This window comes from Pseudomonas sp. G5(2012) (assembly GCF_000408945.1).
GTDB classification, from domain to species: domain Bacteria; phylum Pseudomonadota; class Gammaproteobacteria; order Pseudomonadales; family Pseudomonadaceae; genus Aquipseudomonas; species Aquipseudomonas umsongensis.
On record NZ_APIO01000098.1, the window covers coordinates 1 to 15,061 of the forward strand.

The 15,061-nt window shown below is 61.6% G+C and carries 9 protein-coding genes and 1 pseudogene; 2 read left to right on the forward strand and 8 right to left on the reverse strand.

Features of this window, described 5'->3' with window-relative positions:
- Positions 1–148 precede the first annotated feature (148 nt).
- A complete protein-coding gene (locus PG5_RS25850; protein ID WP_020800020.1) occupies positions 149–1,474 on the reverse strand; it encodes an OprD family porin in 1,326 nt (441 codons plus the stop codon).
- Positions 1,475–1,679: 205 nt separating this feature from the next.
- On the opposite strand from PG5_RS25850, the pseudogene PG5_RS35455 reads away from it, so the two are divergent.
- Positions 1,680–1,769 (forward strand): annotated as a pseudogene (locus tag PG5_RS35455) (outer membrane lipoprotein carrier protein LolA); the annotation flags it as partial.
- Between the two features lie 19 nt (positions 1,770–1,788).
- Here PG5_RS35455 and PG5_RS25855 read toward each other — a convergent pair.
- The 7 genes from PG5_RS25855 to PG5_RS25885 form a co-directional block, all read right to left on the reverse strand.
- Positions 1,789–3,432: a fatty acid--CoA ligase gene (locus PG5_RS25855; protein ID WP_020800021.1), complete on the reverse strand. Its 1,644-nt coding sequence runs from the start codon at positions 3,430–3,432 to the stop codon at positions 1,789–1,791.
- Between the two features lie 19 nt (positions 3,433–3,451).
- A complete protein-coding gene (locus PG5_RS25860) occupies positions 3,452–5,230 on the reverse strand; it encodes an acyl-CoA dehydrogenase C-terminal domain-containing protein (protein ID WP_020800022.1) in 1,779 nt (592 codons plus the stop codon).
- A gap of 6 nt (positions 5,231–5,236) precedes the next feature.
- Positions 5,237–7,756 (reverse strand): RND family transporter, encoded by a 2,520-nt coding sequence (locus tag PG5_RS25865; RefSeq protein ID WP_020800023.1) that lies wholly within the window; start codon positions 7,754–7,756, stop codon positions 5,237–5,239.
- 16 nt (positions 7,757–7,772) lie between these two features.
- Positions 7,773–8,861, reverse strand: coding sequence for a YCF48-related protein (locus PG5_RS25870; protein ID WP_020800024.1), 1,089 nt, complete (start codon positions 8,859–8,861; stop codon positions 7,773–7,775).
- Positions 8,862–9,070: 209 nt separating this feature from the next.
- Positions 9,071–10,429: a DUF1329 domain-containing protein gene (locus PG5_RS25875; RefSeq protein ID WP_020800025.1), complete on the reverse strand. Its 1,359-nt coding sequence runs from the start codon at positions 10,427–10,429 to the stop codon at positions 9,071–9,073.
- 41 nt (positions 10,430–10,470) lie between these two features.
- Positions 10,471–12,474: a DUF1302 domain-containing protein gene (locus PG5_RS25880; RefSeq protein ID WP_020800026.1), complete on the reverse strand. Its 2,004-nt coding sequence runs from the start codon at positions 12,472–12,474 to the stop codon at positions 10,471–10,473.
- Positions 12,475–12,601: 127 nt separating this feature from the next.
- The gene (locus tag PG5_RS25885; protein ID WP_020800027.1) at positions 12,602–13,168 is read right to left on the reverse strand and encodes an alpha/beta hydrolase; all 567 of its coding nucleotides are present in this window, start codon (positions 13,166–13,168) and stop codon (positions 12,602–12,604) included.
- A 355-nt stretch (positions 13,169–13,523) separates the two neighbouring features.
- Between PG5_RS25885 and PG5_RS25890 the strand changes: the two genes are divergently transcribed.
- Positions 13,524–14,567: an AraC family transcriptional regulator gene (locus PG5_RS25890; RefSeq protein WP_020800028.1), complete on the forward strand. Its 1,044-nt coding sequence runs from the start codon at positions 13,524–13,526 to the stop codon at positions 14,565–14,567.
- Positions 14,568–15,061 lie beyond the last annotated feature (494 nt).

Here is a 15,061-nt window from a genome sequence, read left to right on the forward strand (position 1 = left end):
TCGCTGTAAGAGCGAAACCGTAGGTGGCCGTTACCGCAGGTATGGATATGTACTCCGACAACAAATAATAGGTCGGCTATCAGGCCGCCTTCGCCGGCAAGCCTGGCTCCTACAAGGGTTTCATTCCGCCGTGAGTGCGTAACGGGCGTTACAGCAGCGACAGGGTGTAGTTGATGATGAAGCGATTCTGCTCAACATTGCGCCCGGCATCGGTGTTCGACTTGCCATTGCGCACGCTGAAGGCAAGCCCCCTGAGCGAACCCGACTGAATCACATAGTCCAGCGTCATATCACGCTCCCACTCAGACTGGTCTGCAGCGTTTTGCGCCTTGATGTCCGTGCCCTTGAGATACGCCACTGACGCCTTCAGGCCCGGGATTCCAAGGGGTGCGAAGTCATAGGTGTATTGACCGAAACGGGTTTGCTCCCCGGCGCGGGCAAAGCTCTGGATCATGCGATCGGTGGGCAGGTAGACGCTGCCACCACCCGCGCCTTTATCCACCAGGCTGCCCTGGTTGGGCTGGACGAAGTTGCTGCCATCGCCCACTTGCTGGTAACCGAGCGCCACGGCATGGCCGCCGTTGGTATAGGTAACCATGGCAGCCCAGGTGTCGTTATCGATTTCACCGTTGTTGTCATCGGTGTAACCCGAGACGCGATAGCCTTGCGCTCTACCTGCGGCGGAGCTGTTGGCACCGCTGGAGGTGGTGCGGAAATAGCGCAGGTCCGTGGTGATGGCGCTTGCACTGTCGATGGCCAGGCTGTGTGTCAGGCCGAGGAAGTTCTGGTTGTAGAAGTCTTCCAACTGCGCGAAGTAGTACTGTGCCTTCAGCGCCTTGGTCACCTCGTAGTCGCCCCCGGCGAAATAGAACTTGTTGCTGTCCCGGGTACCACCGGCAACCGACAGGCCGGTTCGATCGGTCGAGGCACGACCGACTGCGTGCTCCAGCAACCCGCCGGTCAGGGTCAGGCCATCGATGTCTTTTGACGTGACCTGGCCGCCGGTGAACGATTGCGGCAGCACGCGGGCATCGTTGGACAGCAGTATCGGCAGCTTCGGCAACAACGTGCCGTAACGCAGTTCGGTCTTGGCGATGCGCATCTTCGCCGTGGGACCGAAGCTGCTCCAGGCATCGGCCGCACCGTCGCCCTTCGAGGGAATCATGCCGCTGCCGACGTGGCGACCGGCGCCGCTGTCCAGGGTAATCCCTTGCAACGCCTGGGCATCAAGCCCGAACCCCAGGGTGCCTTGGGTGAATCCCGACTCATAACGCAGCACAAAACCCTGGGCCGCCTCTTCGGTCTTGGAAGGGTCTGCGCTGCCGTCGCGGTTATCGCTGTTAAAGTACAGGGTACGCATGGAAAGGCTGGCCTTGCTGTCTTCCAGAAAGCCGCGTGCGCCAGGCTCTGCTGCCTGTGCGCCGATCGAACCGCCGAACAACAGGATGGCGGCGGGAATTGCTCGTTTGAACATGCGGTACTCCTCAAGAGGGTCACGTCGAAATATTTGTGAAACTCTTAGAACATTTCGAGGCACGAACTTCAAACGAGATGAAAGTAATTTCCGTAGAGGGATAAGAGTTGTCGCAATGAGGTACGCAACCTCATGGTTTTTGAAAAACGACCAGGGGGATTTTCATCGAAATCGGACGTGCCGAAGGCCCCCTGTAGGAGCGAGCATGCTCGCGATGGTCGTCAACGATGACGCTGGCTACCTGACACCCCGCGGTGCTCTCGGGTTTCTCGCGAGCATGCTCGCTCCTACAGTGGGTTATGCGTCACGGTTGCTCAGACCAGCGCCTGTTCCCGGATCAGCTTCTTGTTGATCTTGCCAACGCTGGTCTTGGGAATCTCAGCCACGAACTTGAACTGCTTGGGAATCGCCCATTTATTGATCCGGCCGATCTCGACGAACCCTTGCAGGTGCGCCTCGAGGATCTTGCGGTCCAGATACTGTCCCGGCTCGCACACCACCAGGGCCATGGGCCGTTCTCCCCATTGCTCATCGGCAATGCCCACCACCGCGACCGACAGCACCGCCTGGTGTTCGCTGATCAGGCTTTCCAGCTCCAGGGAGCTGATCCACTCCCCGCCGGTCTTGATCACGTCCTTGATGCGATCCTTGATTTCCACACCGCCCAACGGGTCGATGGAAGCCATGTCGCCAGTGTGCAACCAGCCGTCCTGCCACAGCTCGGCGCCTTTTTGCGGCTCCTTCAAGTAGCCTTGTGTCAGCCAGGGCGCGCGCACCACGATCTCGCCCAGGGACTCGCCGTCATGGACCACGTCATTGCCACTGGCATCGATGATTTTCAGGTCGACCATCGGCACCGGGGTACCGGTCTTGATGCGTGTCGGCAGTTGCGCCTGGGCCGATAGCTTGCGGTCTTCATCGCGCAGGTAAGTCAGGCACAGCAGCGGGCAGGTTTCCGACATGCCGTAGCCAGCGTGCACCACCATGCCTTTTGCACTGGCTTCGCTGGCAAGACCCAAGGGCAGCGCACTGCCACCCAGGAGCATTTTCCAGCCGTTGAAATCGGCGGACTTGCCTTGCTCACAGGTGAGGAGCATTTGCAGGATGGTTGGCACACAGTGGGAAAACGTCACCTTCTCCTCCTGATAAAGCCGGACCAGGCTATTGGGTTCGTAGCGGCCGGGGTACACCTGCTTGATGCCCATCAGGGTAGCGACGTAAGGCACGCCCCAGGCATGCACATGGAACATCGGCGTGATCGGCATGTACACGTCATCGGAACGCAGCAGCGGCGTCCCCTGGTAGACGCCCAATGTCCCCACGGCATTCAAGGTGTGCAGGACCAACTGGCGATGGGTGAAATACACGCCCTTGGGGTCGCCGGTGGTGCCGGTGGTGTAGAACAGCGTCGCTACCGAATTCTCGTCGAAATCGGGAAAGTCATACTGGTCCGAACACTGCGACAGCAACTGCTCGTACTCGCCCTGCACGGGTAATGAAGTATCGGATGCCTGGTCATCGGTGAGCTGCACAAAGCCTTTGACCGTGGTCAGCCGCCCCTGGATCTGCTCGACCAGCGGCAGGAAATCGTCATGCACCAGCACCAGGTCATCCTCGGCGTGGTTCATGGTGAACAGCACCTGCTCCGGCGACAGGCGAATGTTCACCGTGTGCAGCACCGCGCCAATCATCGGCACGGCGAAGAAGCATTCCAGGTAGCGGTGGCTGTCCCAGTCAAGCAGGGCCACGGTGTCCCCGGCCTTGACCCCGGCCGCAGTCAACGCATTGGCCAGGCGGCGGATGCGCTGGTTGAGGGTCTGGTAGCTGTAGCGCAGCTTGTCGGCGTAGACGATTTCCCGACCCGGTTCGTAGCGCACCCCGGACAGCAGCAATTGCTTGATCAGCAAGGGATAGGCATAGGCGCCTTCGGCGGGTGGAATTATTTTTGTCGCCATCATGATTAAGGTTCCTTGTCCTTTAGAACTGGTCGGCTTGCAGCTCGTAGAGGCAGTCGCTTCCGGCTTTGGCCGATGCGCTCAACGAGTGGATACGTGGCAGCAACCGGGCGAAGTAGAAACGCGCGGTGGCCAGCTTGCTGGTGTAGAAATCGTCCTCGGCATCGCCGCTGACGACGGCCTTGGCCATGCGCGCCCACATGTAGGCGTACGCGGTGTAGCCAAACACGTGCAGGTACTCGACCGAGGCCGCGCCGATTTCATTTGGGTTGCCCTGTGCCCGATCCAGCAGCCACGCGGTCAGTTCATCGAGGGTGTCCACGGCGGCGTTCAACGGCTGGGTGAACTCATCAAGTTCGGCGCTGGCGTTGGCGGTGAAGTTGCGGATTTCCGAAGCAAACAGGCGGTAGAGCGCCCCGCCGCTGCCGACAATCTTGCGCCCGGCCAGGTCCAGGGACTGGATGCCGTTGGTGCCTTCGTAGATTTGCGTGATGCGCACGTCGCGCACCAGTTGCTCCTGGCCCCACTCGCGAATGTAGCCATGGCCGCCGAAAATCATCTGCCCGTGCAGGGTCGTTTCCAGGCCCATGTCGGTGAGAAATGCCTTCGCCACCGGGGTCAGCAACGACACCAGTTCCTGGGCACGCGTGCGGGTTGTCGGGTCTTCGCTGTATTTGGCGATGTCCAGTTGCAGGGCCACGTAGCTGGAGAACGCACGGCCACCTTCGTTCAGGGCCTTCATAGTCAACAGCATGCGCCGTACGTCAGGGTGGACGATGATCGGATCGGCGGCCTTGTCTTTGTTCTGCGCGCCGGTAGGTGCACGGCTCTGCAAGCGATCACGAGCATAGGCGACGGCGTTCTGATAGGAACGCTCGCCCTGCGCCAGGCCCTGGATGCCCACGCCCAGGCGCTCGTAGTTCATCATGGTGAACATCGCCGCCAGCCCCTTGTTCGGCGCATCGACGATCCAGCCGGTGGCGCCGTCGAAGTTCATCACGCAGGTGGCCGACGCCTTGATCCCCATCTTGTGTTCGATGGAGCCGCAGGACAGCGCATTGTTTTCACCCAGAGATCCGTCGGCATTGACCAGCACCTTGGGCACCAGGAACAGCGAGATGCCTTTTGGGCCTGCCGGGGCATCGGGCAGTCGCGCCAGTACCAGGTGGATGATGTTTTCGGTCAGGTCGTGGTCGCCGCCGGTGATGAAAATCTTGCTGCCGCTGACCTTGTAGCTGCCATCGGCCTGGGGCTCGGCGCGAGTGCGGATCATGCCCAGGTCGGTGCCGGCATGGGCCTCGGTCAGGCACATGGAACCGGTCCAGGTGCCGGCGTACATGTTCGGCAGGTAACGCTCCTTGAGTTCTTCACTGGCGTGCGCCTTGATCGACAGGCAGGCGCCGGCGGTCAGCATCGGGTACAGGCCGAACGACAGGCTGGCCGCGTTGACCATCTCTTCGACCTGGGCCGAAATCGCCTTGGGCATGCCCATGCCACCGTACTGCGGATCTCCGCCGACACCGACCCAACCGCCTTCGGCGAAGGCTTGATAGGCCTCGGCAAAACCCTCTGGCGCGGTGACCGAACCATTGCTCCAGGTACAGCCCTGCTCGTCGGTGGCGCGGTTCAAGGGTGCGATGACTTCGCCACTGATCTTGCCGGCTTCTTCGAGGATGGCGGCGGCGGTTTCTTCATCGATCACGTCGGCCAGGCCAGGCAAACTGGCCCACAGCCGGGACACCTGGAAGACCTCGTTGAGGACGAAGCGCATGTCGCGCAGGGGAGCTTTGTAATCAGACATCTTGACTTACTCGGAAGTGGTCACGGCATGGGGCATGCCGGGACGTTCAGTGGATTCAATGATTTCGGCTGCCGCAACAGCACCGGGTTGCGGTGCCCGTTCACGCAGCAGGAAGTACGACAGGGCCGGAATCAGGATCAGCGCGCCGAGCATGTTCCAAAGGAACATGAAGGTCAGCAGGATGCCCATGTCGGCCTGGAACTTGATCGGCGACCAGACCCAGCACACCACGCCGGCGGCCAGTGTGATGCCCACCAGCCCGACCACCCGGCCGGTGAACGACACGGCGTTGCGGTACGCCTGGGACAGCGGCAGGCCCTGGCGCTGGAAGTGCAATTGCACGCTGAGCAGATACAGTGCGTAGTCCACACCGATCCCCACACCCAAGGCGATCACCGGCAAGGTCGCGACTTTCACGCCGATGCCCATGACCACCATCAGCGCTTCGCACAGGATCGAAGTCAGCACCAGTGGCAGCAGCGCCACCAGCGTGGCGCGCCAGCTGCGGAAAGTGATCAGGCAGAACAGCGTCACCGCCAGGTAGACGTACAGCAGCATGGTACGGTTGGCCTCGCGCACCACGATGTTGGTGGCCGCTTCGATCCCGGCACTGCCGGCCGCCAACAGGAACTGGCGATCGTCAGTACTGTTTTCCTTGGCGAACTTGTCGGCGATCGCCACCACGGCATCCAGGGTCTCCGCCTTGTGATCCTTGAGGAAGGCAATCACCGGCATCAGCGAGCAGTTGTTGTTGAACAGCTCCGGAGAGTTGACCGAGGCTTGCTGCGCGGCATAGTTCAGCACGTCCTGGTTGCGCTGGATGCTGTTGAGCTTGGGGTTGCCTTCATAGGTGCCGGCGGTGATCTGGCGTACCGCGTTGACCAGTGAGGACGTCGCCTGCACACCCGGATACTGCTGCAGCTCCCAGGCCAGGCGATCGGCGAGGATCAGGGTCTTGTAGTTCAGGCAGCCTTCCGGCGCGGTCTTGATCATCACCGCGAACAGGTCGCTGGACAGCGCATAGTGGCTGGTGATGTAGGCGTTGTCGCGGTTGTAGCGCGAGTCGGCGCGCAATTCCGGCGCCCCACTTTCAAGGTCGCCGATCTTCAGTTGCAGGCTGACCATGAAGCCGCCAATGCCCATCAGCACCGCGACCAGCACGGCGCCCGTCGCCCACTTGCGCGTGGTGAAACGATCGAGCAGGTCCCAGAGTTTGCCGAAGCCCTTGTGGTGCTCGGCACGGTTGTCGATTTTCAGCGCACGCTCGGCCGCCTTGCGGCCGACGCCGATGTAGGACAGCGCCACCGGCATCAGCAACAGTGAGGTGAAGATCAGTACCGCGACACCGATGCTGGCGGTGATCGCCAGGTCCTGGATCACCGGAATGTCGATCAGCATCAGCACGGCAAAGCCCACGGCGTCAGCCAGCAATGCAGTGACGCCAGCGATGAACAGGCGGCGGAAGGTGTAGCGCGCGGCAATCAGTTTGTGGGTGCCACGGGCGATGTCCTGCATGATGCCGTTCATCTTCTGCGCGGCGTGTGACACACCGATGGCGAAGATCAGGAACGGTACCAGCACCGAGTACGGGTCGATGGCGTAGCCCAGCCAGGCGACGATGCCCAGTTGCCAGACTACCGCGATCAGCGAGCAGCCGACCACCAACAAGGTGCTGCGCACACAACGGGTGTAGGCGTAGATGATGATCAGCGAGGTGACCACGGCCAGCCCGAAGAACATCATCACCTGGATCAGGCCGTCGATCAGGTCGCCCATCAGCTTGGCGAAACCGATCACCCGCACCTTGTACGGGCCCTTGCCCTCTTCCCCGGATTTACGCGCCGCGCTGTCGCCGGCGAATTCGATCTTGTCGCGCAACTGCTCTTCGAGCATCTGCGAGAACTGATGGTAGTTGATGCGCTGGCCACCTGCGGCGGACTTGTCCAGCAGCGGTACGACGAGCATGCTCGACTTGTAGTCGCTGGCGACCAGGCTGCCGACGATGCCGGCGCGGGAAATGTTCTGGCGCAACTGTTCGATTTGCTCAGGTTTGCCCTCATAGGTATCAGGCATCACCGGGCCGCCCTGGAAGCCTTGCTCGGTGACTTCAGTCCAGCGTACCGCCGGGCTCCACAAGGACTTCATCCACGCACGGTCGACGCCTTCAGTGAGGAACAACTGGTCGTTGACCTGCTTGAGTACGTCAAGGTACTGAGGGTCGAAAATGTCACCCTGGGTGTTCTCGACCACCACCCGCACTGAGTTGCCCAGGCCGCGCAGCGACTGGCGGTTTTCCAGGAAATTCTGGATGTACGGCTGGCTCTGCGGAATCATTTTTTCGAAGCTGGGGCGCAGTTCCAGGCGGGTCACCGCCATGAAGCCCAGGACCACGGTGGCCAAGGCCATCAGCAGCATGAACAGCGGACGGTAGTTGAACACCAGCCGTTCGAGCAGGTTGCCGGAGCGGCGGTCGAAATCACGCAGCTCGCGAATCACCGGCATGGCGTCTTGTTTGATATTGCCCATGTCTGGGTTCTCGCTCTTAGGGTTCGAGGGCTGGATCGGCGGCTAACACCTGGGCGCCACGGCTGCCCGCTACCACCAATGCGCCGTCGGCGGACTGGGTGGCACCGGCAACCGGGGTGCGTGCCGGTTGCTGCACCAGGTGCATGTGCGCACCTGTGCCCTGGCTGACCAGCATCTGCCCGCCCTGGGTGAACAGCCGGTAATGGCCACGGGCATCGACGAGGCCGGCGGTAATGCTGATGTGCAGCCCAGTGTCCAACGGGGTCCAGCTCTGCCCGCCGTCGGTACTGCGCAGCACGTTGCCGCGCAAGCCGTAGACGAGCACTTCGCCAGGCTTGCCGATGACACCGAAGAAGCTGCCCTGATAGGGCGTCTCCACGGCGGCGAAGCGTTGAGCCTGCTCATCCCATTTGAGCAACAGGCCTTGTTCGCCGGCGATGTACAGGCTGTCACCAGTGGAGGCGATGGCATTGAGGTGCAAGCCTTGCGGGTTGTCGGTGCGATCCTGCAACGGCGTCCAGCTCATGCCGCCATCGTCAGTGCGCAGGATCAGGTTGAACACGCCGACCACATAGCCGACTTGGTCATTGGCGAACCACACATCGAGTAGCGGTTTATCGGCACCCTGCTCCAGCAGTCGCTGACCTTCGGCGACCAGCAGCGGCCACTGTTCGTTGCCCGGCTCGGCACTGGCCAGCGCCGTGTAATGCTTGACCAGCAAGTCGCCGATCTGGCGGCCGTCGAGTTGCTTGTTCCAGGTCGCGCCAGCGTCGCTCGTGTGCAACACCACACCGTCATTGCCTACCGCCCAGCCCTGGGTGGGGCCGGAAAAACTCACGGCGGTCAAGTCGGCGCTGACCGGTACGGCAGCCTGCTGCCAGTGCTTGCCAGCGTCATCGGAAAACAGGATATGGCCGCGCTGGCCAACGGCGATCACGCGCTCACCGGCGCGGGCCATGCCGGACAGCGGGCTATTGCTGGCCAAGGCACTGACCCTGGCAGGCAGGTCCAGCACATCAACGTAATCGGCTGCGTGGGTGACGCCCTGCAACAGGCCGAGCGCCAGGCCAAACGCCACGTGCTTGAAATTCTTATACGAACACATACCGCGTCCTCTTCGGAAAACCGCGCCGGGACACACAGCCGTGTGCCTGACGTTCAAACCTTGCGCCGTGCAGGTCATGTGGGAGCGAGCCTGCTCGCGATGGACCAGAGGGCGACGCGGGCATCCAGACAGCACGCGTCATCGTTAACGTCCATCGCGAGCAGGCTCGCTCCCACAGTGGATCGTGCGAGCGTCTGCTTGCGGTTGGCTTAGCGAATGCCGCTGCCGGCCAGGGATTCCGACGACCACTGGGCCTTGGAGAGCGGATCGATGTACTTGATGCCGCCGTAAGGGCCGACTACACCGTTGATGTTGTAGGAGCCACCGACCAGGTCGTAGATCATGAAAGGCGTGGAGTCCGGCACCTGCTTGTCATAGCTCTGGCTGAGGAACGCGAAGGAACCACGATAGAGCTGGCCACGGGCGTCATACTGATCCGAGGCCAAAGCGCTCCAGCTGTCTTCGTCGAGGTAGAAGCGGCGCTTGGCATAGATGTGCCGGGCACCGGCCTTGAGGTTGCCTTCCACGACCCATACGCGGTGTTTTTCCCAGCGCACGAAGTCTGGTGCGAGGTGATTGGCGGTGGTCAGCGACTTCGGATCCTGGGCGTAGGTCAGCTTGTAGGTGTTGTAGGGCACGATCATTTCCTGCTTGCCCACCAGCTTCCAGTCGTAGCGATCCAGCGCACCGTTGAACACGAACACATCGTCATAAGTGCCCGCACCCGCAGTCCCTGGGTTCGGCGTGTCGTACGCCAGGTTAGGCGCCAGCTTCACCCGACGCTGCCCCGGCAGGTATTGCCAGGCGCGGCGTGGTTGCTGCAGCGGGTTGGCCGCGTCCTTGAGCATTACCGCCTCGCCGGCGCGACGTGCCGGGCCGGTGTAGGACAGCTTCATCTGGTAGTACACATCGGCGCTGCTGATCGGCTGCGTCAGGTTCTCGTAGATCGGATAGGAGATGAACGCCTGCCCGGTGGTGGCCAGGCTTGGCACGCCGGCGGAGTCAACGTTCCAGGAGTCGTACTTGGAGTTGATGCTCACGCCCTGATAACGCAAGAGGAAGTTCCACATTGCTTCGTTGCCCGATTGCGGAATCGGGAACGGTACGCCCGGCAGCACGTTGTCGATGGCCAACCCGCCTTCGAGTGACTTGGCGCCGCTGGCGTTCTTCACGCCGTTATCGAGGATGGCTTTTGGCAGCGAAACGGTGCGGTGGGTCGGGAACACGTCGACACGGAAAGTCGGAAAGCGCTTGGCCAGTTCCACCGTGGTGGCGGTGAGCATGCCCTTGTACTGGTCGACGTTCTTGCCATCGATCACCAGCAGCGGTTTTTCACTGGCAAACGGGTCCGGGCGCATGCTGTCACCGGCTTTGAAACTGGCTGGCGGCGTGGTCAGGCCACCGTTGTAGGCCGGAATCGAACCATCGGCATTGCCGGCCTTTTCGGCGCCCACCAGGGTCAGGCTGGTGCCCAGCTTGGCAGCGTCCTGGGTTGAAACAGCGGCCTGTACCTGGGCGGCAAGGACCATGGCCAGCGAAGCGGCCAACACGGTTTTCACGAATTTCATCTTGTTATTCTCCTGCTTGCATTGAGCAAATCAGTGGTGCATCAAAAGGTTGTTTTCATCGTCAGGTACACAGCGCCACGGTCCTCAGTCGTGGCACCACCACCGGAAAAGGACGAATAGCCACCGGCGTAACAGGCGTAGTTTTCGTTGCCGCTGAAGGCATTCGGCGCAGCGCCGTCACCTCCGGTCGGGCCAGTACTCACGCCACTGACATTGCACTTGTCGGCCTTGCCGAAAGAGTCCACGTATTTCAGGTCGACGAAGTATTTGTTGTACACAACGGCGCCGAGGCCGACTGCGTAGTTACCGGTGTCCTTGGCACCGCCACCGGAAACCGGTGAAACGCCATCGAGACCGAGGTTGACGGACATCGGTGCATTGAGGTCGACACCGGGAAACACCTGGTACCAGGTCGGTGTGAAGTTGACCGCGATGCCCCAGTTGTCACGGGTCGGCTGATCGATACCGTGGTAAGTGCCCTTGCCTTTGTAGAGCGCTTCGTTCTTGCTATCGAGCTTGAGCAAGTTGCTGTAGTACAACTCGGCGAGCAGGGTCGCCGAATCGAACACGGGCGTTTTCGGCATGGTCATCAGACCGTTGACCGTCCAGTGCAGGGTGTCGCCGGTGGCGGCCATGCTGTCGCCCTTTTCCGGGGTGTCATAGATCACGCCGGTTCCGGGTGTGCGCGCCGGCAGCAGGCCGAGCCCCTGGCCCAGGCCCAGGGGACTGGTGGTGCTGACGACGGCTGGAATACTGGCCAGCGGCATGTTGTGCCGGACGTTCAGGTCCGAGCCCACGCTCACCCCGCCCACGTCCTTGGACAGGCTCAGGCCAACGATCTTGATGTTGTCGGCATAGGCCATCTGATAGGTGGCGGTGCTCAGCGAGTTGAGCGTATTGATGACCGCGGGCACCTGGCCGGCTGGCCGGGTTCCGTTCGGGTTGGCCGAACTCAGGCCACGGGCATCGAGCCAGGCTTGCGGGAGGATTTCCGAGGTTTCGCGGTAATAGACGCCGAGGGTGCCGTCCAGCCAGGCGGGTGACCATTTGGCCATGAGGCCCCAGTCGCCGCGCTTGTCCGGGGTCAGGTCGTGCCCGCGACGCACGTTGGTCAAGCCGTTGCACGGCGCCAGGCCGCAACCCAGAGGGCTGCCAGGCACGACAGCATTAGTGTTACCCAGCAGGAACGACTGCGCGCCGAAACCGACCAGGTCGGAACCGCCGTAGTAGGTGCCGGCTTCTGGAAGACGCGCTTCATCCCAGTCGAGGAAGTATTGGGCCGCCAGGGTCAACTCAGGGTTGACGGTGAACGACATCGACAGCTGATTGCGCGGTACGAACAGCTCCTTGGCTTCGGTGCCCGGCGACGCGGCCAGCTTGGCCAGGTCCAGGCCGGACTGGCCGTAGCTGATCGAATGCACCGGATTGAGAATGGTCTCGCCCCAGAACACGTTGTGCTGGCCAGCCTTGAAGCTCAGCATCGACTCCTCGCCCACTTCGGTGCTGTAGAACACGAAGGCGTCGAGGATTTCGCCGGACGGACCCGTGTAGTAACGCTGGGCATAGTTGCTCAGGTGCGGGCTGCCGTTGCCGACGTTGTCATTGGTGACCCCGGCCAGGCGCGGGTCGTTGGCGATCAGGCCCGAGGTCGAACCGTTGCCGTTGACGAACGGGTTGGAATTGGAACCGGTGTTCTCGTAGGCCTTGTCGTACCAACCGGCGGCGCTTACGCGAAAGCCCATGTGGTTCTGATAGACCACGTCCATCTCGGTCAACAGGTCGACGCGGTTGGTGATGTTGGTGCCAGACCTACGGAAGTTGTAGTCGCCGTCGTTGTTGTTGGGCGTGCCCAACATACGTTTGTCCGCGCTTTCGGTGCGTACGCCGTAGTTGTACTTGACGGTGTTATCCACGCGAACGTTCCAGTCCGGGCTACCTGTCTCGATCTCGACCGCATGGGCCGTCGGCACCGTTGCCGCGAGAATGGCCGAGGCCAGCAAGGTGTAGCGTGAAGCGGTGAACCCGTGACTCTTGTTGTGGTGCATAGCGTTGTCTCCGCCTTTTTGTATTTGTTTTAAGCGCAGCAGGCCCCGCGTAACCCCTTGTTCCAGGGGTTTACGTTTTTCAGGATAGGGGCGGATACCGGATGGCGCGGGCCAACCGGCGCCTGAACTAGCGATCCAGCTCGAGGATCAGGGCTTCGGCTTGCGGCCAGTGCCCGTACCCGGCAGCAGGATTGAGATGACCGACATCGCCCAGGTTGAGCAGCTCGCTACCCCAGCCTTCGGCCAGGTGCGTAACGGCTTGCAGGCTGGCGAGGTGGTCGTTGGTACTGGCGGCCACGAGGCTGCGAAATGGCAGCGGGCCTTTGGGTAGAGGGTCCCACCCCTGGCTACGCAGGGTTTCAGGCGATGGGTAGCCAGACGGCCAAGGGGCATCGAGGTCAGGTGGAGCGGCCAGCAGCGCGCCCTTGATCGGCCGGCTGTGCTGCGCGGCCCAGTGCGCGACCATCAGGACACCGGCGCTATGGGCGACCAGGATCACCGGCCCGTCGATCTGTTCCAGTGCATGCTGGATCGCTTGCACGCGTTTGTTGCAATCGAGCTTGTCGGCCTCCAGCGGCGGCACGCTACGTACCTTGCTCAGCCTGGCTTCAAGCAACGTCTGCCAATGTTCGGCGACGTGCTCACGCAGGCCCGGTACGATCAGAACGGTTGCGGCAGTTTGCAGTTTGTCCACTTCAACACCTACGCTTTCTCGATGACTCGACTGGCTCTGTCGCCAGGGGCTTTTTGTAGGACTGACATTAAAGAGCGCCCACCCCAGGCGCTTTTCATTGGACGTCAGGCACTTTTCTTTTCATGACAAACGTTTCGGTGATGGCGCGGTGCGACCACCGGTCGAAAATCTCAGCAAGTTCTGTGCGGGTCACTGTAATCAATGGGTGAGCCTCGATGAGGCAGGTTCAAGAGTGGTAAATCGGATAGCAATGGGCGGGTGCAATCGCTCACTTAACAACTGTTGCAATTGCTGATGCGCTGGATATAGTCGCCACGCTCAATTGAATTGCAATCGGCCCAGGAAAGACCTTCGCATGACCAAGCTTGTTCGCGCCGCCGTCTTGACCAACTACCTGGAGGTCACCCAATACCTGGGGTTCAACCCACGCGATTTGCTGGCCAGCGTTGGCTTGTCCAAGGCTTTGCTGCAGGCCCCGGAACATCGCATCCCCATCGATTCCGCCGTGCGCCTGCTGGAGGATTCAGCCGCCGCCAGTGGCTGCCAGACCTTCGGCTTGAGCATGGCCGAATCACGCCAGCTCTCGGACTTCGGCGTGGTCAGCCTGCTGCTCAGCCATCAGCGCACGCTGCGCGATGCCTTGCAGGTGGTGGTGCATTACCGGCACTTGATGAATGACTCGCTGGCCATCTTTATTGAAGAGGCCGGCAAGATGGTGATCATTCGCGAAGAGGTGGTCACCGAATCGCCGATGCCCTGTCGACAGGCCACCGAGCTGGCCATCGGCGTGATGTTCCGCCTGTGCGCCGCCCTGCTCGGCTCACACTGGCACCCCTACAGCGTCAACTTCACCCACCAGGCCCCCGACAACCTTCAACTGCACCGCCGCCTGTTCGGCTGCACCCTGGAGTTCGGCAGTGAGTTCAACGGCATCGTCTGCGCCGGCGCCAGCCTGGACATGACCAACCCCAACGCCGACCCTGCCATGGCGCGCTATGCCCAGAGCTACCTCGATTCGCTGCAAAGCCACCAAGGCACTTCGATGCTGTTCGAAGTGCGCAAGGCCATCTACCTGCTGCTGCCGATGGGCCGTGCCACCATCGAACAGGTCGCGCAGAGCCAGGGCATGAACGTGCGCACGCTGCAACGTCGCCTCAAGGATGATGGATGTGCCTTCAACGATGTGATCAACGACGTGCGCCGCGACCTGGTGCTGCGTTACCTGGACAACCCGAATTACTCGCTCAGTCGCATTGCCGACATGCTTGGCTACTCGATGGCGAGTTCGTTTACGCGCTGGTTCATCAGCCAGTTCGGCATGCCTCCGGCGACGTGGCGCGCGCAAAAGCAGGGCTCGGCAAAAGCCCCGTCGGATGCAGCCCCACCCAAGCCCTCCTGATTATCACGCCTGTTGTGGGAGCGGACTTGCTCGCGAAGGCGGCCTGACAGCCGACCAGTCGCTTGCGGTTGTACCCGATCTACTGTGGGAGCGAGCCTGCTCGCGAAAGCGGCCTGTCAGCGGACCAGTCGCTTGCGGTTGTACCCGATCTACTGTGGGAGTGAGCCTGCTCGCGAAGGCGGCCTGACACCGGGGGGCGGACCAGTCGCTTGCGGTTGTACCCGATCTACTGTGGGAGTGAGCCTGCTCGCGAACGCGGCCTGACAGCGGACCAGTCGCTTGCGGTTGTACCCGATCTACTGTGGGAGCGAGCCTGCTCGCGAACGCGGCCTGACAGCCGACCAATTTCTTTCAGGTGTACATATCCATTCCTGCGGTAACGGCCACCTAGGGTTTCGCTTTTACTGTAGGAGCCAGGCTTGCCGGCGAAGGCGTCCTGGCGGCCAATGGGGATTTGTGACTGAGTACATATCCATTCCTGCGGTAACGGCCAC

What these genes read in the sequence shown, in the direction of transcription:
- PG5_RS25850 (WP_020800020.1), bottom strand. Translation starts at nt 1,474, where the DNA reads ATGTTCAAACGAGCAATTCCCGCCGCCATCCTGTTGTTCGGCGGTTCG.
- PG5_RS25855 (WP_020800021.1), bottom strand. Translation starts at nt 3,432, where the DNA reads ATGATGGCGACAAAAATAATTCCACCCGCCGAAGGCGCCTATGCCTAT.
- PG5_RS25860 (WP_020800022.1), bottom strand. Translation starts at nt 5,230, where the DNA reads ATGTCTGATTACAAAGCTCCCCTGCGCGACATGCGCTTCGTCCTCAAC.
- PG5_RS25865 (WP_020800023.1), bottom strand. Translation starts at nt 7,756, where the DNA reads ATGGGCAATATCAAACAAGACGCCATGCCGGTGATTCGCGAGCTGCGT.
- PG5_RS25870 (WP_020800024.1), bottom strand. Translation starts at nt 8,861, where the DNA reads ATGTGTTCGTATAAGAATTTCAAGCACGTGGCGTTTGGCCTGGCGCTC.
- PG5_RS25875 (WP_020800025.1), bottom strand. Translation starts at nt 10,429, where the DNA reads ATGAAATTCGTGAAAACCGTGTTGGCCGCTTCGCTGGCCATGGTCCTT.
- PG5_RS25880 (WP_020800026.1), bottom strand. Translation starts at nt 12,474, where the DNA reads ATGCACCACAACAAGAGTCACGGGTTCACCGCTTCACGCTACACCTTG.
- PG5_RS25890 (WP_020800028.1), top strand. Translation starts at nt 13,524, where the DNA reads ATGACCAAGCTTGTTCGCGCCGCCGTCTTGACCAACTACCTGGAGGTC.